This is a genomic window from Prevotella amnii DSM 23384 = JCM 14753, from assembly GCF_000378745.1.
Lineage (GTDB): Bacteria > Bacteroidota > Bacteroidia > Bacteroidales > Bacteroidaceae > Prevotella > Prevotella amnii.
Genome location: NZ_KB905275.1, coordinates 48,282 through 69,488, shown reverse-complemented (window position 1 = coordinate 69,488; position 21,207 = coordinate 48,282). Strand labels below are relative to the sequence as shown.

Sequence of the window (21,207 nt, the reverse complement as noted above, 5' to 3'; positions counted from 1 at the left end):
AGAATCTCTAAGTATGAAAAAGCAGGAGCCGCGTTGATAGCAACTCCTGCCCATACTTGTCAATCTGCGCAGTTCTATTCCTTATGAAGTTGCTCCCCAGCAGAGCTTCACTACGCTTCAAACTGCAAACCAAAGGTACAATATGTAAGCTGCTTCAACGAAGAAACATCGGAAAAAATCATCCTGCAATTTGAGCTATAGGATACATACTTCTCAAAATCATCCTGCAAAATGAGCTATACGCCTAAATATCATTAAATATTATGCACGTTTGCTTGTTGGTAAAGAATAGCATCTAATATAACCATTGCAGCCATAGCTTCGACAATAGGTACTGCTCGTGGAATTACGCAAGGATCGTGCCTACCATTTACCTTTACCTTAACAACCTCACCCTGTTTAGTAACAGTTTGCTGCTCCATAAGGATAGTAGAAACAGGCTTGAAGGCTACTCTAAAAAAGATATCTTGACCATTACTTATTCCTCCCTGTATACCACCGCTATGATTAGTAATAGTGCTCACCTTATTATTAGACATTGTAAACACATCGTTTTGCTGACTACCTCGCCATGAACTTCCTTCAAAGCCTTCTCCATATTCAAAACCTTTAACAGCATTAATAGTTAACATAGCACTACCTAATAATGCCTGCAACTTACCAAACTCAGGTTCTCCTAAGCCAACTGGACAGCCTTTTATAACACAAGATATTACACCGCCTATAGTATCGCCTACCTTTTTTACATTCCTTATAAGACGCTCCATATCCTTAGCTTTCACCGGGTCTGGACATCGCACAGGATTATTCTCTATCTCAGCAAAATCGAATTGACTATAATCTTTACCAATAGCAATATTACCTACTTGTGAAGTATATGCCGTAATATCTATCTTATAGGTTTTTAAAACTATCTTTGCTAATGCTCCTGCTACAACACGTGCCACTGTTATACGAGCTGAAGCACGACCGCCACCACGATAATCATAATTGCCATATTTCTTATAATAAGTATAATCGGCATGTGATGGGCGAAATAACTGGCGGATATTATCATAGTCTTTCGACTGCTGATTAGTATTACGAACAACAAAACATATAGGGGCACCTGTCGATTTACCTTCAAAAATACCACTAAGAAACTCTACTTGGTCGGCCTCTTTACGCTCTGTTGTTATTATGCTTTGCCCTGGACAACGTCGGTCTACCTCTCTCTGAATATAATCAACATCTATAAATATTCCTGATGGCATACCATCAACAATACCACCTACAGCTGCCCCATGACTTTCACCAAAAGTTGTTAAGGTATAAAGATTACCAAATGTATTCCTCATACTTACACCTTTTTACCTATTAGTTACAATTACAACCACAGCCACAGCCACAGTTACCATCATTACTTCCGCAACCACAACTACCGCCTTCTTCTTTGCCGCAACAGCCTCCACAGCCTTTACCACACGAATGGTTACTCATCTGTGCAAAGAAATTGTTTACTTCCTCCTGCGTTGCTTCACGATTAACCAATATATGACCTTTAAACTTTAAATCTTTTCCTGCTAAAGGATGATTTAAATCTACAGTAACCTTATCTTCGGTAATACTTGTTATCTTACCTAAAAAGCGTTGACCATTTTCGTTTTCTAAAGGAATAACAGCACCTACAAACACTTTTTGCTCATCTATCTGACCCTCGTATTCAAACATTGATTTATCAAAAGCCATTAAACTTTTAATATCATATTCCCCATAAGCCTGCTCCTTACTTAAAAACAACTCAAAATCGGTATCATCACCATACTTTACTATCTCTTTTTCAAAAGCCTTTATAACCATCTCACAACCAGTATAAAAAGTCATCGGCTTGTTTTCTTCAGTTTTCTCTATAAAAGTTTCCTTACCATTTTCTACTGCATACAATTCATAAGAAGCTGCTATAAGACGGTGAACGTTATTTTCCATAATTCTCTATATTATATATTATAATAATGTGTAATACGATTTTAATAAAAGGAATTGACCTCCTTTACTTTTCTCTTAGTGCAAAGGTAATATATAAATATGAAACTTTACAAGATGATGTAGACTTTAATGCTTTTACTATAAACAATAACACAAATAACCCTATAAATACTTTTGTTTCAACATTATATATACATAAAAACATTAATATAAACCATTTCTTTACTAAGTATGATACCTAAAATTATTGAGCAACACAGCTAATAGCTTACTTAAAAACCATAATTTTTAGGTATTGCGGCTTATCTAAAAAGTATATACTTTTGCAAATGTAAAATATTAAAATAAAGAATATAAAACAATGAAAAAGACAATTGTAGTATATGGATCATCTACAGGTGTTTGTGAAGCAATAGCAAACACCATTGGTGAGAAGTTAGGTGCAGAGGTTATCGAAGTTGCTAAAATGACCGAAGATACTATTGCTGCTAATGATAATCTTATCTTAGGTACATCTACTTGGGGTGCAGGCGAACTTCAAGACGACTGGTATGATGGTGTAAAGATACTAAAAAATTCTGACTTATCTGGAAAAACAGTAGCTTTATTTGGTTGTGGTGATTCAGAATCATATTGTGATACGTTCTGTGGCGGAATGAAAGAACTATATGATGCAGTAGAAGGTGCTAATATCCTTCCTGGTGTTCCAGCAAGTGACTATACATACGATGACAGCGAGGCTGTAATTAATGGGAACTTTGTAGGCTTAGCACTTGATGATGTCAATGAAGATGATAAGACTGAAAGTCGTATCGATGCATGGATAGAAAGTATTAAACCATATCTATAAATATAGTATAGACAAACAAGACTGCTTATGAAAAACGTTGTAGCAGCAGACATAAAAGTGCTGATGAACCATATCTATGAGTATCAGAAAGGAGTTAGACAAATGGTACTTTATACTTTTAATAAAAAGTATGAGATGTTTGCTGTTACACGCTTAGAAAAGCATAATATACCATATATCATACAAAGCGTTGGCAATAATAATATAAACTTATTCTTTGGTAAACAAGAATGTTTAGATGCTATTCGGCTTATAGTAACGAAACCTCTTAACAAACTTACTCCAGAGGAAGACTTTATTTTAGGTGCTGTGTTAGGCTATGATATACGCGTACAATGCGAACGATTCTGTAAACGCAAATGTCACGCTTGCCAACATACCACATAAAATAATATATTTAGCCTTCATTTTTAATGATTTAGTAAAGAAAATCTTGTTCGCGAAATAATAAATTATTTCATAATGTTTTTGTATTGGAAATAGGCTGGCTGTGAAGTCAGCCTTTTTTTACTTTTAGCCTATAGATATAAAGAAATATTTTATCAAAATGGAAAATATATAAAGTTAAAGCCACGTATATATAATACTAATAAGCCTCAGCAATACATAATACAGGCTTTAACCTATGATAATTATATTTTATACCTTAAAAAGTCCATTTTGTAGCAATAGTAGGAATAGCATAAAACTTCTTATTCTTAATAAAGTTATTACTTATCTCCCATTCAGTACCTACAGACAAATTAATATTACTCCAACCTTTTATTTTATTAAAATTAAACCAAAACTGTGGCTGACTAACTAATACTAACTTACCATTTACTTTAGGATCATACCAAAGATCACAAAAGCCATCAAAAGTACATAATCCATGTGCAAAGGTGGTACTCCAAACCTCAGTTAACTGAAATCCACTGAAAGGACGTTCTCCAGTATGGTGGTTAGTAAAATTATATTTATACATAAGCTGCGCACTAAAAACTTTTGAAAAATCTTTTGAATGCCAATTCCAAGCACCACCTAATAAAACAGAATGTTGAAAACGAATACCAGAATAAGCCTCTCCTTTTTCTAAGGTACCTACTCCACCATTATACTCTATATGAGCAGCCCACTGCTTATTCTTTGTAATATCAAACTCACGAGCTATCTCCCAATAAGATCCTGTTACGCCATCTTCCTTATAATAAATATCGGTAAATAAAAATGTAGACCCTAAATTATCGGGCTTAAACATTTCTACAGTAGTTGTTACGCTCTGTCTAGAAGATAAATCACCACATAAACTATGACCAAGATCATAGTGTAACTGAACATTTTGAGCTTGCGAACTTGCTGTCATTGCCATTAAGGCAATTACAAGAGAAAATAACTTTTTCATCTAAGTGTTATAATTACATTTGTTATTAAAATAAAAAAAAATAATATTATAATAATCTTTATACTAATATAAAGAACTATGACTATCTCTTATTTCATTCTTGAGAAACTATAAGGCGCATCTGATGCTAAGATACCACGCTTCTTATTAGGCTGTTGAGTCATATCAAAAATAAGCGTAGCTCCTTTAACCAAGCATTTATGATTAAGGTAATTCTTAGTATAAGGCATACCATTTACAGATAATCTTTTAATATATCTATTACTACTATTAAGGTTATTAGCTTTAATAGATATTATTTTACCATTTTCTAACTTTATTCTTATCTTATCAAAATAAGGTATACCTAAAGCATACTCATTACTACCCGGGCAAACAGGATAAAAGCCAAGCGCAGAAAACACATACCATGCCGAAGTCTGACCATTATCTTCGTCTCCACAATAACCATCAGGAGTAGGTAAATAAAGACGATCCATCACTTCTTTTACCCAATATTGCGTTTTCCAAGGCTGACCTACATAGTCGTATAAATATATCATATGCTGAATAGGCTGATTACCATGAGCATAATTACCCATATTCATAATTTGCATTTCACGAATCTCATGTATTGTAAAACCATAATAGCTATCATCAAAAATAGGAGGCAATATGAACACACTGTCTAACATTTGAGCCATATTCCTCTCTCCCCCCATTAATTTAGCTAAACCAGCAGGATCATGAAAAACACTCCATGTATAATGCCAGCTATTACCTTCTGTAAAAGCATCACCCCACTTAAAAGGGTTAAAAGGTTTCTGAAAGGTTCCATCTTCATTTCTTCCACGCATTAAGTTAGTTCCTCTGTCAAATACATTCTGATAATTCATTGAATGCTTCTTAAAAGCAGCCAACTCCTTTCCAGACTTACCAAGAGTTAACCCCAACTGGTAAATACACCAATCATCATAAGAATACTCCAAAGTACGAGCAACGCTTTCTTTAATTCCTACATCATAAGGTACATAACCAAATTTATTATAATATGTAAAGCCCTTCCTTCCCGATGATGTTATAGTAGGATGCTCAGCATTAGCTCCATGCACAACAGCCTTCCAAAGAGTTTCTATATCATAACCGCGCAGACCTTTTAGATAGGCGTCAGCCACTATAGAAGCAGAATTATTACCTACCATACAATCACGATGTCCCGGACTAGCCCACTCTGGCAAAAATCCACTCTCTTTATAAGCATTAACTAAGCCTTTCTGCATTTTAACACTCATAGATGGATAAACAAGATTAAGCAAAGGGAAAAGTGAACGAAAAGTATCCCAAAAACCCGTATCTGTAAACATATACCCTGTTAACACCTTCCCATTATAAGGACTATAATGAACGGGGTTGCCATTCTTATCTATCTCATATAATGAACGAGGAAATAACGTTGATCGATACAAGCAAGTGTAAAATGTGCGCAAATGATCTGTATTCTTATCCTTTATAGATATACGCCCTAACACATCGTTCCATTCTGCCTTACCTTCTTTTTTCACTTCATCAAAACTCTTCGATTTTATTTCATTAAGATTTTGTATAGCTTGAGAATAGCTTATAAACGATGATGCTACCTTAACATTTACTTTATCTCTACTACCTAACTTAAAACCTACAATAGCCATAGCATGATCTGCTGCTAACTCAAGTTTTCCTTCCACTAACATACTATCATGTTGCACTGATGTATATTCAAATGAATGATCAAACTGTAAAACAAAATAATTTTTAAAGTTAGCTGACACTCCTCCGCTATTCTTAGTAGAATACCCTACTATCATACGCTGCTTAGGTAATATTTTAACATACGAGCCTTTATCAAAAGCATCTACTACGAAATAAGCTTTATTACTCTTAGGATAACTTATACGAAAAGCTGCAGCACGCGATGTAGGTGCTATTTCTGTCGTTATATCATAATCGGCAAGATACACCTTATAATAATAAGGTGTAGCTACCTCTGCTTTATGAGAAAACCAACTTGCCCTATGCTCCTCGTCAAAATATTTTATATCGACAACAGGCATTACAGCAAACTGACCATAATCATTTATCCATGGGCTTGGTTGGTGAGTTTGCTTAAAACCTCTTATTTTATCAGCATCATAAGTATAAATCCAGCCATTTCCCATTCTACCTGTTTGCGGTGTCCAAAAATTCATTCCCCATGGACGTGCTATAGCCGGATAAGTATTACCTGTAGAAAGCGAAGCCTTAGAAGCACTCCCCATTAAAGTGTTCACATAATCTACAGGAGTTTGCCCATAAACATTTATAATAATCGTTAATATAAAGGTTGTTACAAAAACTATTTTTTTCATCTTTAGGCTGTATATAAGTATAACAAAAACAAGTATTTACACCTACTCATACTTTATTTTTTTACGCTGCAAAGGTACTATTTTTTTATAGTAAAAACACAATATTTTTTATTTAATTTAGCCATAATAAGACAATTATATGTATTTTTGCATAACATAAAGACTATTGATATTAAGAAAAATATATCAAGTTTTTTAAGATAAAAGAACAAACTAAATATGAAAAGAGGATTAGTTTTAGAAGGTGGTGCACTACGTGGATTATTTTCTGCAGGTGTTATAGACGTTCTTTTAGAGAATGATATAAAACCTGATGGTGTCATAGGAGTATCAGCAGGAGCCGCTTTTGGTTGTAATGTTACTTCTATGCAGCCTGGTCGTGTTATTCGCTATAATAAGAAATTAGCACACAATTGGCGTTATGCTTCTTATCGCTCCCTACTATTTACCGGCGACTACTTCGGGGGAGATTATGCCTATCATTATGTTCCTTTCATTTTAGATAAATTTGACATAGAAACTTTTAATAAAAATACACAAGAATTTTGGGTTGTATGTACTAATGTAGGTACAGGAAAAGCTCATTATCAACGCATAGATACTATAAATGACACTGCCTTAGAGTATATACGTGCATCTGCCTCTATGCCGTTATTTGCTAAAGTTGTAAATATCAATGGGAGAAAATTTCTTGATGGAGGAATAGCCGACTCCATACCTTTAGCATTCTTTCAAGCACAGGGATATGACCGTAACATTGTGGTTACAACACAGCCACAAGGTTATAGAAAGCTTCCTAATAAGCTCATGCCTATACTTAAAATATGGTTACGTCGCTATCCTCGCACAATTCGTGCTATGCAAGAACGCCACATCATGTATAACAAACAATTAGATTTTTTAGAAGAAGAAGAAAAAAAAGGAAACACATTTGTTATTCGCCCTAAGACTAAACTACCTATAAATCATCTTTGCCATAACCCCAAGATAATGCAACTAACATATGACATAGGAAGACAAATTGCCAAAGAAAATTTAGATAAGTTGAAAATATTTTATGATTTAAAATAACTTTATTAAAAAACTAAATACTCATAATACAATCTCTCTATATACTATTTATCATTTATTCTGCTTTGACATTTTTAACAAAACAAAAAGATATTATAAATAGCCTTTATAATAGTGATTCCAAAATTAATACTTTTACTAATTTAAATAAAAGTCCAATGTATCAAACGAGAGGTTGAATTTCGCTTGGCGTTTTACGTTTTAATATATCTAAAACAAAATCTACATTTGGTATTATACCATTAGTGCGCAAGATAGCCTCGATTGTCTTACGAGCTAACTCTGGGTGATTATTCTCATCACTTAAATGACAAAGCCATACATGCTTAAGCTTTGAAGTTGCTCCCTCAACAAGAGCCTTACCACAATCTTCATTACTTAAATGACCAGTAGCTCCTAAAATACGTTTTTTTAAGTGAGCAGGATAAGACCCGGCTATAAGCTTTTCAGGCTCATGATTAGACTCTAACACTAAATAATTAGCCTTGCTTATATATTTCAAAATCTCTTCTGTTACTTGCCCACAATCTGTTACTAACACAAAGCTTACACCTTCATGCTCAATACAATATCCTACACAATCTGTACTATCATGAGGAACACTAAATGGTGTTACAGAAAACTCACCTATGTCTATTCTTTTCTGTTTTTCTATCTCTACAACAAGTTTAGAATCTATCTTTCTATGTACAGCCAAATTTTTACGAATTCCTTGGTGAACTAACCCAGTAGCATAAACAGGTATATTTAAATCTTTACTAATAGAGCCTACTGCTTTTACATGATCTGCATGATCATGGGTAAGAATAATATGCTTTATCATTTTTATTGGAAGATTATAATTTTGGAAATACTTTTTCAAAAGACGCATTCCTACCCCACAATCTATCATTAAACAATCTGTCTCTGAATAAAGTATATAACAATTACCACTACTACCACTCCCAAAAGATATAAAATTTAGCATTGATATTTCTTTCTTTACAGCAGATATAACATTATCCTTTCTCTATTTAAAACATTATAAAGATAAAATCTGCCAAACTTATAATATGCAAATTTAATAAAATATTTACACAATACCAAATATACTAAACAATACGGGACATGGACATATTCTACTTTCATAATTATTTTTATGACCAAGATGTACTATATATAATATAAAATGAGTATATTTGCTATTAATTAAAAACCAAAACAATTCAATATGTTAACAATAGAAGACAAAAAGCTATTAGCCCAAAAAGGCATTAGCGAAGCTACCTTAGAAAAGCAACTAAATCGTTTTAAATCAGGATTCCCTTATATAAAATTAAAAGGGGCAGCTACCATTGGGCATGGTATCAACGTAATAAATGAAACACAACAAAAACATCTTATCTCGTTATGGGAAGAATATCTTAAAAAGGGTGCTAAAATTGTAAAATTCGTCCCTGCTTCTGGTGCGGCCAGTAGAATGTTTAAAGACTTATTTTCTTTCATTAATGCTACTTATGATACACCAACATCCAGCTTCGAAAAGAATTTTTTCAAACATCTAAAAAACTTTGCATTTTATAATGAGTTAAATAAAACATGCCTGACTAACAACTCTTTGACTATAGAAAATTTATTACAACAAGGCAATTACAAAACTATAGTGAGAAATTTACTTCTACCTAAAGGCATGAATTATGGTCAGTTGCCTAAAGCACTATTATTATTTCATAATTATGAAGACTGTGCTCGTACTGCAATGGAAGAACATTTAATAGAAGCCGCACTCTATGCTTCTACAAATAATAAAGCAGAACTTCACTTTACTGTATCACATGAACATCTTCCACTATTTAAAAAAACAGTAGCAGAGAAAGCCGCTTCATTAGAAAAGAAGTTTGGAATATCCTTTCATATTAGTTTCTCTGAACAAAAATCAAGCACAGACACTATAGCAGTAAACACTGATAATACACCTTTTCGTAATGATGATGGCTCACTCTTGTTTCGTCCAGGTGGACACGGAGCTTTAATAGAAAATCTTAATGACATTGATGCTGACATCTTATTTATAAAAACTATAGATAACATTTCCCCTGATAACATAAAAAAAGACACTGTTATTTGGAAAAAAACAATAGCTGGATTATTAGTAAAATTACAAAAACAAATATTTAAATATTTACATTCTATAGAAACTGGGGATTATTCTTCTACAGATATTAAAGAAATGCTTCTTTTCCTACAGAATAAATTATATTGTAAAAATATAAACATCTCTAATATTGACAATGATACTTTAGTAACATATATTAAAGATAAGCTAAATCGACCCATACGAGTTTGTGGAATGGTACGTAATAACGGAGAACCTGGAGGAGGTCCTTTTATTACCATTTCAGATACTAATGATATTAGTTTACAGATTTTAGAAAGCTCACAGATTAATAAAAACAATAAAAAAGATATGGATCTCTTTAAAAATGGCACTCATTTCAACCCTGTTGATTTAGTATGTGGAATAAAAGATTTTCACAATAATAGATTCAACTTAAAAAAATACATCGATGAAACAACAGGATTTATAAGTAATAAGTCGAAAAATGGACGCCCTCTAAAAGCTTTAGAACTACCCGGTCTTTGGAATGGGGCTATGAGCCACTGGAATACTATTTTTGTAGAAGTACCTGCTTCCACTTTTAATCCTGTTAAAACTGTTAACGATTTATTACGAAAAGAGCATCAAAATATATAACAAATTATTATATAATCATCTATAAAATATACATCTCTTAAAAAACAACACAGCTACTGTCCATAAATTTATTTTATAGACAGTAGCTTAAACATTAACGATAATAAATATATATTATTATTTTATAGGTTTTTTCTTACATCTTTTACTCATATTTTCTCGTATTTTCCAACCACTCCATAGACACCAAATACAACCAAGCCCCACAATAAATATATATAAAATAGTGCCTAAACCTAAAAAGGTATAAATACGTCCAGTATGCACTTCTAAACAAATGCTACGCAAAGACATTGGCAAGACTGACATCCACTGTGGTTGCACAAGGTTGTTACAACCTTTTTTATAATCGACTACTACATCGCCACATGCAAAATCACTGCTATAACCTGATACTGCATGAGTTCCAAAAGGTTTTCCTTTTACAGGTTTTGCTGGCTGATGAGTAAAATAATCAATAAGAGTATGCTTCTTACGATTCCATTCATACATACCACTAAAAGAACCTATTAACCATGTACCATCTTTTTTTTGCTCCATAACATTAATACCCATAACACTAATAGGTGGCTGAAACGAAAGAGGTTTTGGAGCTACATTAAAACTTGTCATCGTATAAAAGCCTTCTGTGGTATGCAAAAGCCAATCACCTGATAATCTATCATATCGTAATATACGCAACTTACCTTTCCAAGGATTATTAGTATCCATTGATGAATATGGTATTATAGGAACCCGTCCTGAAGCTATCGCTATAACTGCAGGCGGATGAAGAAACCAACCTGTTATACTTACAAAAAGGGTAAATACTATAGATATACGTCCAATATAATTATGCCATCGCAACCACTTTTTCCCTGAATTTCTACTATTATGACTATGTCGCCTTATTATAAACCAATAAACTATTCCTGAAATAGTTAAAAATATCAAGACTATACCTATAAAATCAACAATGATCTTACCTACAAATCCAAACAAGCCACCCGTATGTAAACACCTAACGGTAACAAATAATGAAGCCTTACCATCATAATTAGTAGGTTTAGCAAGCATTATCTTACTATAAATATTATAAGGCTTTATTGATAAATAAATGCATGACCTTCCCACAATTATAAGGCTATCACCTTTTACTGTTATATCACTAAGACGCTCCTTTCCTCCTCCTGGAAGATTAATCTTTTGCCATACTGTATCTTTTGTTAACGTATAAAGGTCGTACTGACTAACCATAAAAAGCTGATGTGAAGGAGTTTCTACTATTCCACGAATACTCCTATAATCAGTATTTACTGGTAATCCTTTATTAAAATCATAATACTTTTTACCATAACTATCAGTAAGCCACAATCCACTATATCCGTAAACTATAATATTTTTGCCCCACTTTTTAGTACCGCGTAGTAGTCCATTGTTCCATTTTTTATATTGATATTCTATGGGAAGATATGCTCTACTTATACTATAATTTTTTATTAACGAAGAATGGTTAAGAAATATACCCGAAAGACAAAACATAATAAGGAAAAAGCCTAATATTAGACCTAACCATTTATGCCATTTTCGCCAAGTTGATTTCTTCATACTATTTATTTAATAAGTATAAGGATAATAGTAAACATTTATTAAGTAACACAAAAGACATTATAACATCGGAAACTTAATCTTTAGAATATTATAAACATAATACATATTCATAGGAAAGGCATAATAAGTTTCTATAATAAAAAAAACTTCATCATCAGCTATAGTACCCCTTCTTTATTAATATAATAAAAAGAAACACTAAATCTTATATCTTAAAAGAAAGAATAATTCAATTGCAGCACTCTCACAAATAACCTTTAAATGATTTTATAGCCACAACAAAAATAAAATTATAGCCTTTAACAAAGTATTTATTCTATCTATTTAATAACAGCCTTTACAATAAACCTAAATATTTTTATTATTATATCCTCGAAACTTAATCTTTAAATATTTTTAGATAAAAGCATAATGCCTTATTTCCACCTTATTTACTCAATCCTTTATATTCTTGATTTAATCCTTTTATTATATCATTAGTTATATTATAAGCAGGATCAACATAAAGAAGATTATCTCCACTCTTTGCAAAAACAATAGAATATTTTCTGTTTTTATTGAATACTCTTAAATAGTTATGTACACTATCAGATAAAGCTTTATTATATTTAGCAACTTCGCTTTGATACTCAGCCCCCAAACGTTGCTGTAAGGCTTCAGCATCTTGAGCTTGCTTCTGAATAGAAGCTTGTATCTGTTGTGCTTGCGCTTGAGTATACTTATTAGCCTGCAGATTTTGTTGAAAATTGGCAGCTGCTGCTTGCAATGCTTTTTGCTTATTAGCTAATGTTCTCTGTATATTAGCTTCTTTGGCCTTAATCATCTTTTTTACATCTTTCCAATAATTATACTGACTCATAATAGAATCTATTTCTACATAAGCAAATTTTTGTGTAGATGATGTTACTGATGTTGTTTTTGTAGAAGTATTATCAGATGCAGTATCATTCAACTTTGGTTGGTTATTACAAGCTGTAAATGCTAATGCTGTAAATGAGCAAAAAGCAATATTTCTAAAACCTTTTTTCATTGTTATTTCTTATTTGATTTTCAATAATAATATTCTATAAATTTTAAAATGCTCTATTAGTATGACGTGCCTCTTTATCTTGATCTAACACACAATGTATTCCTTTTTTTTGAAGGTATTCGTTATCATGAATATGTTGCGATTTAAAAGAATCTCTCTTTTTAATCAACACCCGAATACTCAATAATACCATTGATATAGCAATAATTAACAGAGTATATAATAATGTTATTAACATTTTGGCTATCTTTGCAATATATTTAGCGACAAAGTTAATACAAATCAGTAACATTACAAAATAAAGACTAATAAAAATGACAAATCAAGAATTAAAGCCAGCAAACGTATTCGAACAGTTTGCTAAGATTAATCAAATTCCTCGACCATCTAAACATGAGGAAAAAATAAGAACTTATCTTAAGAATTTTGCGAAAGAACATAATCTACCTTTTAAAGAAGATGAAACAGGTAATGTTCTAATATGTAAGCCAGCTACTGCTGGTATGGAAACAGCTCCTACTGTAATACTTCAAAGCCATATGGATATGGTTTGTGATAAGCTTGTTGATGTTGATTTCAATTTTGAAACAGATCCTATCCAAACTTATATAGATGGAGATTGGCTAAAAGCAAAGGGCACTACTCTCGGGGCAGACGACGGTATAGGTTGTGCCATGGAATTAGCTTTACTCGATTCTGACGATATTAAACATGGCCCTATAGAGTGTTTATTTACCGTAGATGAAGAGACAGGACTAACTGGTGCCTTTGGGTTACAAGCAGGTTTTATGTCTGGCGATTACTTAATTAATCTTGATTCTGAAGATGAAGGGGAAATGTTTGTAAGTTGTGCTGGTGGAATTAACACACAAGCAATTTTTAAATTTACTCGTGAAAAAGCTCCTTCTGGATACTTCTTTTTTGAAGCTACTTTAAAGGGTTTAACAGGTGGACATTCTGGAGATGATATTAATAAAAAGCGTGCTAATGCTATAAAAATATTCTCTCGTTTCTTATATCTTTTACAAGACAAGATGGATCTACGCTTAGCACAATGGAACTCTGGCAAGATGCATAATGCTATTCCACGAGATGGTAAGATAATTTTTGCTATTCCTGCAGATAAAAAAGATGAAGTGAAAGCAGAATGGAATATTTTCACAGCAGCTGTAGAAGATGAATTCCACGTAACAGATACTACCATGAAATGGTCTTTAACAAGTACCACTGAACAAAAAGTTATGCCAAAAGACATTTCTCGTGGTATAATCCTTTCTTTACAAGCTGTTGATAATGGTCCTTTAACAACATGCCAAGATGAAGATTTAAAAGATTTGGTAGAAACGTCTAGTAATATAGCTTCTATCCAATCTGAAGAAGGACAAGTTGTCATTGTTTCCTCACAACGTTCTAGCGTTATGAGTAATCTTACAAATATGGCTAACAGTATAAAAGCTTGTTTTGAGCTGGCAGGTGCTGATATAATTCAGAACGATGGTTACCCTGCTTGGAAAATGAATCCTAATTCTAAACTTACAAAGGTTGCTGTTGAACAATATGAGAAGCTATTTGGAAAAAAACCTGTAGTAAAAGGTATTCATGCTGGTTTAGAATGTGGACTATTCTCTGAAAAATATCCTGATTTAGATATGGTTAGTTTCGGTCCTACATTACGATATGTTCATACACCAGAAGAGCGTTTACTTATTCCTACGGTTCAAATGGTTTGGGATCACTTGCTCGCTGTGTTACAAAACATTAAATAATTATTTTTCTATCTGTTATTCATAGCATTATAATTATATTTAATAAAAAATCTAACTAACTAAGCTCATTTAGCATTACACCTTATTATAGGCTATATACTAAATGAGCTTTTTCTTTTAATATTTTGGCACAATATTTGTATTTAGAATTACATAATATAAAAATAACATAAAACATAAAAATATGCAGAAAGGAAATATCGGGGTTACCACAGAGAACATTTTCCCTGTTATTAAAAAGTTCTTATATTCAGATCATGAAATATTTCTTCGCGAAATAGTTTCAAATGCTGTTGATGCTACACAAAAATTAAAGACTTTAGCAGCAACTGGCGACTTTAAAGGAGAACAAGGCGATCTTACTGTACATGTAAAACTTGATGAAACAGCAGGCACTTTAACTATAAGCGACCATGGTATAGGCATGACAGCTGAAGAAATAGATAAGTATATTAATCAGATAGCTTTCTCTGGTGTAAATGATTTCTTAGAACAATATAAAGATAAAGCAGAAGCTATAATTGGACACTTTGGATTAGGTTTCTACTCTACATTTATGGTTTCTAAAAAGGTTGAAATAGTTACAAAAAGCTATAAAGAAGGTTCTAAAGCAGTAAAATGGAGTTGTGATGGCAGCCCTGAATTTAGTATAGAAGAAATAGAAAAAACTGACCGCGGTAGTGACGTTATTCTTTATATAGATGATGATTGTAAGGAATTCTTGCAAAAAGCTAAAATAGAAGAATTACTTAATAAATACTGCAAGTTCATGGCAATACCAATAGCTTTCGGTAAAAAGACAGAATGGAAAGATGGTAAAACAATTGAAACTAATGAGGATAATATCATAAACAAAGTAGAACCTCTTTGGACAAAAGCACCTTCTACCTTGAAAGATGAAGATTATCAAAAGTTCTATCGAACTCTACATCCTATGAATGACGATCCCTTGTTTTGGATCCATTTAAATGTAGATTACCCTTTCAACCTAACAGGCATTCTTTATTTCCCTAAGATAAAGAATAATATAGAATTGCAGCGTAATAAGATCCAGCTTTATTGTAATCAAGTATTTGTTACAGACCAAGTGGAAGGTATTGTACCAGAATTCCTCACATTACTACACGGCGTAATAGATTCTCCAGACATTCCTCTAAATGTTAGCCGTTCTTATCTACAAAGTGATGCTAATGTAAAGAAAATTTCTACTTATATTACGAAAAAAGTTGCCGATCGTTTAAATAGTATTTTTAAAGATAACCGTAAAGAGTACGAACAAAAGTGGGACGACCTTAAATTATTTATAAATTATGGTATGTTATCACAATCAGATTTCTATGAACGTGCAAAAGACTTTACCCTTATAAAAGATACAGAAGGTAAGTATTTTTCTCTTAACGAATACAAAACTCTTATTAAAGATAACCAAACTGATAAAGATGGGCAAGTAGTATATCTTTACACTAATAATAAAGAAGAGCAATTTTCTTATATAGAAGCTGCTAAGCAAAAAGGCTATAGTGTTATCTTAGCAGATGGACAAATAGATGTTCCTACTCTATCTATGTTAGAGCAAAAAATGGAGAAGAGTCGTTTTGTGCGCGTAGACTCTGATATAATAGATAGAATTATTCCTAAAGGAGATGATAAAAAAGAAAACCTTTCAAAAGAGGATAATAACAAGTTGTCAAATGCATTCAGCTCACAGATACCTGTAAATGAAAAACGTAGTTTTTCTGTAGAAGTACAAGCTATGGGTAATAGCTGTATGCCTATTTTAATTACTCAAAATGAGTATATGAGGCGTATGAAAGAAATGAGCCAATTCCAACAAGGAATGGCTTTCTATGGACAAATGCCAGACTCTTACAATATTGTGTTAAATATCGATCATACTCTTATAAAACAGATTTTATCTGATATCTCTGCTAAAACAGATAATGAGCTAAAACCTATCAATAGTGAAATAAAGGGACAAAAAGCTCGCGAAGCAGCTTTACAACAAGCTCAAAAAGATAAAAAAGCAGAAGATATTCCAGAAAAAGAAAAAGAAGATTTGCAAAATACAAGAAAGAATATCACAGAATTAACCGAAAAGCAAAAACAGATTATAGCTAATGCTGCAAAAGATAATTCTGCCATTCATCAGCTTATAGATCTTGCTCTATTACAAAATGGTATGCTTCAGGGCAAAGATCTAGACAACTTTATAAAACGATCGGTAAGTATGATTAAATAAACATTACATTTACTTTTATATTTTAACTCCCTATTCTCTTAATTATAAAGGAAATAGGGAGTTAATTTTTATACCTATCTTTATGTATAAAAGTTTGCTTTTATTTCTTTTCTATTCAGATATCATTGTAATTTCTATTCTACGATCAGACTTCAATATATCTTTTGCTATTAATTGTATATCCTGCAAGGTAATATTATTTACTATCTTCTTATAATCAGTAAAGAAATCTATATTATGACGCAAACGGTTATAAATTACATAATCCCAATAATCATTGGTCTGTATAGATTGGTTATATGCTTTAATTAAATATGCTTTTACTTTAGACAAACTTTCTTTTAAAGGTCCTTTTTTAGCTATATTTTCTATTTGTTTATATATTATGGGTATCAACATTTCGTATTTTTTTGGATCTGTACGAAAACTTATCTTAAGAAGTCCACGTGGCTTCGAAGTATTATCTAATCTACTTTGCACTCTCACTCCATAAGTTCCACCTTTCTCTTCACGTACAGAATCAGTATAAGCTATTGTAAGTACACGCTTTAACACATCAAGAGCAACATCTGTTCTAACATTAAAAGGCTCATTAAAAGTGTAAAAAACATTTACTAAAGCAGAAGGAGTATTCATTTTCTTCATAAATATATGCGTTTCATTTACATTACGCACTTGAGGATAACTATCTTTAGCCACACTGTGTTCCCTTTTGCTTGGTAACGTAGCAATGTATTTACAAAGCAACGGACGCAACTTTTCCATGCTTACATTTCCCACCAAAACCATCTTAAAAGCAGAAGCATCACTAAAACGTTCAGTGTAAATTTTCCATATTCTATTATATGAAATACGGTCAAGATCTTTCCTTTTCATAGGTTGTACTCGTGGATTATTTCCATAAAGAATAGCCGAAACTGAATCATTATAAGCTACTTGTGGATTAGCCTCACGATTCTTTAAAAAAGATCGCATAGTCTCTATACTGCTTCTAAATTGCTTTAAATCTTTACGAGGGGATGTAAAATAAAGATAAGTTAGTTGCATCATAGTTTCAAAATCGTTTACCGACGATCTTCCATTAATAGCCTGCGTCTCAACGCCAACATTAGGAGATACTCTAACATTTTTCCCATTAAGTATTCTATCCAATTTTACCTTATCAAAGTTAGCTACTCCTGCATTAACGATAGCACTTGAAAGCATCGGAAAATTAATAGCATCTGAGTCGGGATATAAAGATGTACCACCTTCACCATAAAAACGCATACTTATGTCATCATTTGCGAAAGAAGTTTTCTTTATATAAACTTCCACCCCATTACTTAATATAAGTTTCTTTACTCCAAATTTATCCCAATCTATTTCTTTTATTATCTTTCCTTTCTTAGGTAAAAAACTTATAAGCTTTTCATGCAATGGCTTTTCTTTATAAGGCTTATATCTCCTCGATTGAGCATCAAGTACATATTTTTCAAATGTTTCTTTATCTGCAATAGGAAAATCTTTTTTTAATGGGGCATAAATAGTAAGTACCTGATTTTTATTTGATATAAGTTCGGCTACTTCCTTATTAACCTCTGATAAAGTTATCTGTGCATTAAAAGTTTGTATAAGCTTATAATAATACTCTATGGACATGATAGGATCGTTATCTAAAAAATTTTGCAAAGCCTTTTTTACAAAAGTACGATTACGCTGTTCCTTCCGCTCTGCATACCTATGTTCTACAGATTTAAGCAAAGTAGTTTTTGCACGTTGCAGCTCGCTCATTGTAAATCCGTTTTGCCGTGCACGCTCCACTTCTCCTATAACAGCATCGAATGATCCTTTTACGTTTTCTTGTAAACACCCGAAAGACACTGAAAACGCATCTTTTGTTTTTGATATAAAAAAGCTCCCATCATTTACAGAAGCACTATGGAAAGGAGGCTTATATTGTTTTCTTATATCACTTAATCTGTTATTAAGCATTTTTATAATCAAAGAACTTAAATATTTTTTACGTTGCGTTAATATAAGATCCTTTTCACTGTCAGGAGTTGCTTCTTGTTTCATATAAAGAGTAACAAGCATTATAGGCTGTTCGCTATCTTTATCAATGGCAACTATCATTTTTTTATTATCTGGTACTGGATAATATATCCTTTTTGCAGGATTTTCTGGCTTTTGAATATCAGAAAAGACACTATGTATCTTTTGCTCCATCTTATCCACATCAATATCTCCTACAATAATAATAGCCTGTAAATCTGGTCTATACCATTTTAGATAATAATCTCGTAAGTCTTTGTAAGGAAAATTATCTATAATATCCATTGAGCCTATAGGGAGGCAATCTTCATATTTTGTTCCTTTATATATAGTAGGCATAACACGTTCCATCATACGTTGAATAGCCATTCCTGCTCGGCGCGTACGCCATTCTTCATGAATAACACCACGCTCTTTATCTATTTCATTATCTTCAAGCAATAAAAAATGGCTCCAATCATGCAGAATTAACAAAGTAGAGTCTATAATTCCTTCACGCATAATAGGTACAGCTGAAATATTGTAAACTGTTTGGTCTACGCTTGTATAAGCATTAAGATTCGCACCAAATTTCACGCCAATGGTTTCACACCATGGCACAATGCCAAGTGATTTTCCCTTTCCCTGAAAATTTTTCGTACCATTAAAAGCCATATGCTCTAAAAAATGTGCCAATCCTCGCTGTCGAGGCTCCTCAAGAATGGATCCTACACGCTGTGCTATGAAAAATTCGGCTAATCCTTTTTCCTTTGCATTATATTTTAAATAATAAGTAAGCCCATTGCTTAATTTCCCTATTCTATAAGACTTATCTGCCTCTACTTTTTGCGAAGACACGGATAATGGCAATAATGTAGAGAAAAATAAGGTTAAAAAAAACTTTATCATAATATGTTTTATTTATAAACTACCCTCCTCTAACTATATTTTTTAGAGGAGGAGTTACATTTTCTATTTTACAGTTGGTGTAGCTTTAGGAATAAAATCTTCAGTTGAGTTATTAGTATCTACATACTTACCATTCTTCTTTTTACGTACTACAGCAGTACCTATTCCGCTCTTATCTTTTTTATTATCATTACAATAAGTATAGCCGCTATCCATAGAAACAGGTATAATATTCCAATCATGAGGATTATCCTTCATATCTACATTAACAGCATCAATAACCCAAAGAGAAGGAACGAAATAAGCCTGTTGCGTCATCAGCTTACCATTGAATTCATTATGATATTGAGCTGCATACTTATAATTTTTTAAAAAGTCGTCCTTTGAGCCTTGTATTTTAGCTATTGCATACGCTTTAACACCGCTCATATTTAACATTAAAATAGATGCTGAATAGGTAAACAAGCGCTCAAGATCCTTTACATTATCATTCTGCTCATCTTTATAAGTATTGGTAGAAACATCATAAAACTCAAAGTTTGCATTACTTAAATCGAAAGAATTTGGATTTACAGCTTTATGATTTTTAGCATTTAAAGCCAATAATAATGTTTCACCCGGTTTTACAGGAACATCTTTACCATTACCCGGTATCATATATATAGCTTGAGCTGCGAAACCTTCATTTCTATAATCTTTAATATATTCATGTTTGTTTCCATTTGTATAAATAGATTCCATTATAACTAAGCTATCAGCATACATTACTTTATCTGTATTGTTAGCTATTTTAATATATTGATCGGCAAAATAAGGTTTACCTGCTTTAGTTTGTGTGCCACGGAAAAATATTTCAGATATAACAAAACCTTCTTTCCCTGTGTACCCATTTAATAAAAGGCTTATCTCATTAGCACTATTTCCTGCTATTTCTACGTTTTCGTTTACACTGTTTACCTCCATAAACGCCTCTTTTCCATTTGCCTCATAGGTTAATTTTCCTGAAGCTTTAACAGAATAAGAACCTACTGGTATTTCTTTAAGCTCTGCTGTATAACCTTTTTCAGTCTTACTAAAATCTTTTATACTATAAACTTCTTTTGTCTGCTTGTTTGTAAGCAAAACAACTGTGTTTGTTAGTTCTTTCACCTGAATGTTAATAGGTGTTTCAAGATTAATTTTTACAGATGTTTTAGATACTGTTTCAGGTTCGTGGTCTGTAGAACAAGATACTAAAAAGAAACATAAATTAAGCAGCAACGTAATACTAAATAAAACTTTCTTTGTCATTTTCAT

16 protein-coding genes are annotated in these 21,207 nt (G+C 32.3%); 6 read left to right on the top strand and 10 right to left on the bottom strand.

Annotation, left to right across the window (positions count from 1 at the left end):
* Nucleotides 1-254 precede the first annotated feature (254 nt).
* Together aroC and F596_RS0105495 are read right to left on the bottom strand one after the other, a co-directional pair.
* A complete protein-coding gene (gene aroC / locus F596_RS0105500; protein ID WP_019036165.1) occupies nt 255-1,337 on the bottom strand; it encodes a chorismate synthase in 1,083 nt (360 codons plus the stop codon).
* Nucleotides 1,338-1,356: 19 nt separating this feature from the next.
* Entirely contained in the window at nt 1,357-1,965 is a 609-nt protein-coding gene (locus F596_RS0105495; protein ID WP_008451349.1) for an FKBP-type peptidyl-prolyl cis-trans isomerase, read from the bottom strand.
* Nucleotides 1,966-2,326: 361 nt separating this feature from the next.
* On the opposite strand from F596_RS0105495, the gene fldA reads away from it, so the two are divergent.
* A complete protein-coding gene (gene fldA / locus F596_RS0105485) occupies nt 2,327-2,815 on the top strand; it encodes a flavodoxin FldA (protein WP_019036163.1) in 489 nt (162 codons plus the stop codon).
* 27 nt (nt 2,816-2,842) lie between these two features.
* The gene (locus F596_RS0105480) at nt 2,843-3,202 is read left to right on the top strand and encodes a DUF2023 family protein (RefSeq protein WP_008450934.1); all 360 of its coding nucleotides are present in this window, start codon (nt 2,843-2,845) and stop codon (nt 3,200-3,202) included.
* Between the two features lie 259 nt (nt 3,203-3,461).
* Here the strand turns inward: F596_RS0105480 and F596_RS0105475 are convergent, their stop codons facing one another.
* Together F596_RS0105475 and F596_RS0105470 are read right to left on the bottom strand one after the other, a co-directional pair.
* Entirely contained in the window at nt 3,462-4,196 is a 735-nt protein-coding gene (locus F596_RS0105475; RefSeq protein WP_019036162.1) for a nucleoside-specific channel-forming Tsx family protein, read from the bottom strand.
* 89 nt (nt 4,197-4,285) lie between these two features.
* The gene (locus tag F596_RS0105470; protein ID WP_019036161.1) at nt 4,286-6,559 is read right to left on the bottom strand and encodes a GH92 family glycosyl hydrolase; all 2,274 of its coding nucleotides are present in this window, start codon (nt 6,557-6,559) and stop codon (nt 4,286-4,288) included.
* Nucleotides 6,560-6,778: 219 nt separating this feature from the next.
* On the opposite strand from F596_RS0105470, the gene F596_RS0105465 reads away from it, so the two are divergent.
* Nucleotides 6,779-7,630 (top strand): patatin-like phospholipase family protein, encoded by an 852-nt coding sequence (locus F596_RS0105465; protein ID WP_019036160.1) that lies wholly within the window; start codon nt 6,779-6,781, stop codon nt 7,628-7,630.
* Nucleotides 7,631-7,793: 163 nt separating this feature from the next.
* Here F596_RS0105465 and F596_RS0105460 read toward each other — a convergent pair whose 3' ends face one another.
* Entirely contained in the window at nt 7,794-8,597 is an 804-nt protein-coding gene (locus tag F596_RS0105460; protein ID WP_019036159.1) for an MBL fold metallo-hydrolase, read from the bottom strand.
* A gap of 243 nt (nt 8,598-8,840) precedes the next feature.
* Between F596_RS0105460 and F596_RS0105455 the strand changes: the two genes are divergently transcribed.
* Nucleotides 8,841-10,364, top strand: a complete 1,524-nt coding sequence (locus F596_RS0105455; protein WP_019036158.1) for a DUF4301 family protein — start codon at nt 8,841-8,843, stop codon at nt 10,362-10,364.
* Nucleotides 10,365-10,481: 117 nt separating this feature from the next.
* Here F596_RS0105455 and F596_RS0105450 read toward each other — a convergent pair whose 3' ends face one another.
* The 3 genes from F596_RS0105450 to F596_RS12295 form a co-directional block, all read right to left on the bottom strand.
* The gene (locus tag F596_RS0105450) at nt 10,482-11,951 is read right to left on the bottom strand and encodes a PepSY-associated TM helix domain-containing protein (RefSeq protein ID WP_019036157.1); all 1,470 of its coding nucleotides are present in this window, start codon (nt 11,949-11,951) and stop codon (nt 10,482-10,484) included.
* A gap of 430 nt (nt 11,952-12,381) precedes the next feature.
* A complete protein-coding gene (locus tag F596_RS0105445) occupies nt 12,382-12,984 on the bottom strand; it encodes an OmpH/Skp family outer membrane protein (RefSeq protein ID WP_019036156.1) in 603 nt (200 codons plus the stop codon).
* Between the two features lie 43 nt (nt 12,985-13,027).
* Nucleotides 13,028-13,222, bottom strand: a complete 195-nt coding sequence (locus F596_RS12295) for a hypothetical protein (protein ID WP_008450970.1) — start codon at nt 13,220-13,222, stop codon at nt 13,028-13,030.
* 76 nt (nt 13,223-13,298) lie between these two features.
* Between F596_RS12295 and F596_RS0105435 the strand changes: the two genes are divergently transcribed.
* Nucleotides 13,299-14,750, top strand: a complete 1,452-nt coding sequence (locus F596_RS0105435) for an aminoacyl-histidine dipeptidase (RefSeq protein WP_019036154.1) — start codon at nt 13,299-13,301, stop codon at nt 14,748-14,750.
* A gap of 184 nt (nt 14,751-14,934) precedes the next feature.
* The gene (gene htpG / locus F596_RS0105430; RefSeq protein WP_019036153.1) at nt 14,935-16,989 is read left to right on the top strand and encodes a molecular chaperone HtpG; all 2,055 of its coding nucleotides are present in this window, start codon (nt 14,935-14,937) and stop codon (nt 16,987-16,989) included.
* A gap of 111 nt (nt 16,990-17,100) precedes the next feature.
* Here htpG and F596_RS0105425 read toward each other — a convergent pair whose 3' ends face one another.
* Nucleotides 17,101-19,911, bottom strand: coding sequence for a M16 family metallopeptidase (locus F596_RS0105425; protein WP_019036152.1), 2,811 nt, complete (start codon nt 19,909-19,911; stop codon nt 17,101-17,103).
* A 63-nt stretch (nt 19,912-19,974) separates the two neighbouring features.
* Complete coding sequence (locus F596_RS0105420) at nt 19,975-21,207, bottom strand: DUF4876 domain-containing protein (protein WP_019036151.1); 1,233 nt, start codon at nt 21,205-21,207, stop codon at nt 19,975-19,977.

Coding starts and splice junctions, on each gene's coding strand:
- F596_RS0105450 (WP_019036157.1), bottom strand. CDS start 11,951: ATGAAGAAATCAACTTGGCGAAAATGGCATAAATGGTTAGGTCTAATA.
- aroC (WP_019036165.1), bottom strand. CDS start 1,337: ATGAGGAATACATTTGGTAATCTTTATACCTTAACAACTTTTGGTGAA.
- F596_RS0105465 (WP_019036160.1), top strand. CDS start 6,779: ATGAAAAGAGGATTAGTTTTAGAAGGTGGTGCACTACGTGGATTATTT.
- fldA (WP_019036163.1), top strand. CDS start 2,327: ATGAAAAAGACAATTGTAGTATATGGATCATCTACAGGTGTTTGTGAA.
- F596_RS0105445 (WP_019036156.1), bottom strand. CDS start 12,984: ATGAAAAAAGGTTTTAGAAATATTGCTTTTTGCTCATTTACAGCATTA.
- F596_RS0105470 (WP_019036161.1), bottom strand. CDS start 6,559: ATGAAAAAAATAGTTTTTGTAACAACCTTTATATTAACGATTATTATA.
- F596_RS0105480 (WP_008450934.1), top strand. CDS start 2,843: ATGAAAAACGTTGTAGCAGCAGACATAAAAGTGCTGATGAACCATATC.
- F596_RS0105495 (WP_008451349.1), bottom strand. CDS start 1,965: ATGGAAAATAACGTTCACCGTCTTATAGCAGCTTCTTATGAATTGTAT.
- F596_RS0105455 (WP_019036158.1), top strand. CDS start 8,841: ATGTTAACAATAGAAGACAAAAAGCTATTAGCCCAAAAAGGCATTAGC.
- htpG (WP_019036153.1), top strand. CDS start 14,935: ATGCAGAAAGGAAATATCGGGGTTACCACAGAGAACATTTTCCCTGTT.
- F596_RS12295 (WP_008450970.1), bottom strand. CDS start 13,222: ATGTTAATAACATTATTATATACTCTGTTAATTATTGCTATATCAATG.
- F596_RS0105460 (WP_019036159.1), bottom strand. CDS start 8,597: ATGCTAAATTTTATATCTTTTGGGAGTGGTAGTAGTGGTAATTGTTAT.
- F596_RS0105420 (WP_019036151.1), bottom strand. CDS start 21,207: ATGAAAATGACAAAGAAAGTTTTATTTAGTATTACGTTGCTGCTTAAT.
- F596_RS0105475 (WP_019036162.1), bottom strand. CDS start 4,196: ATGAAAAAGTTATTTTCTCTTGTAATTGCCTTAATGGCAATGACAGCA.
- F596_RS0105425 (WP_019036152.1), bottom strand. CDS start 19,911: ATGATAAAGTTTTTTTTAACCTTATTTTTCTCTACATTATTGCCATTA.
- F596_RS0105435 (WP_019036154.1), top strand. CDS start 13,299: ATGACAAATCAAGAATTAAAGCCAGCAAACGTATTCGAACAGTTTGCT.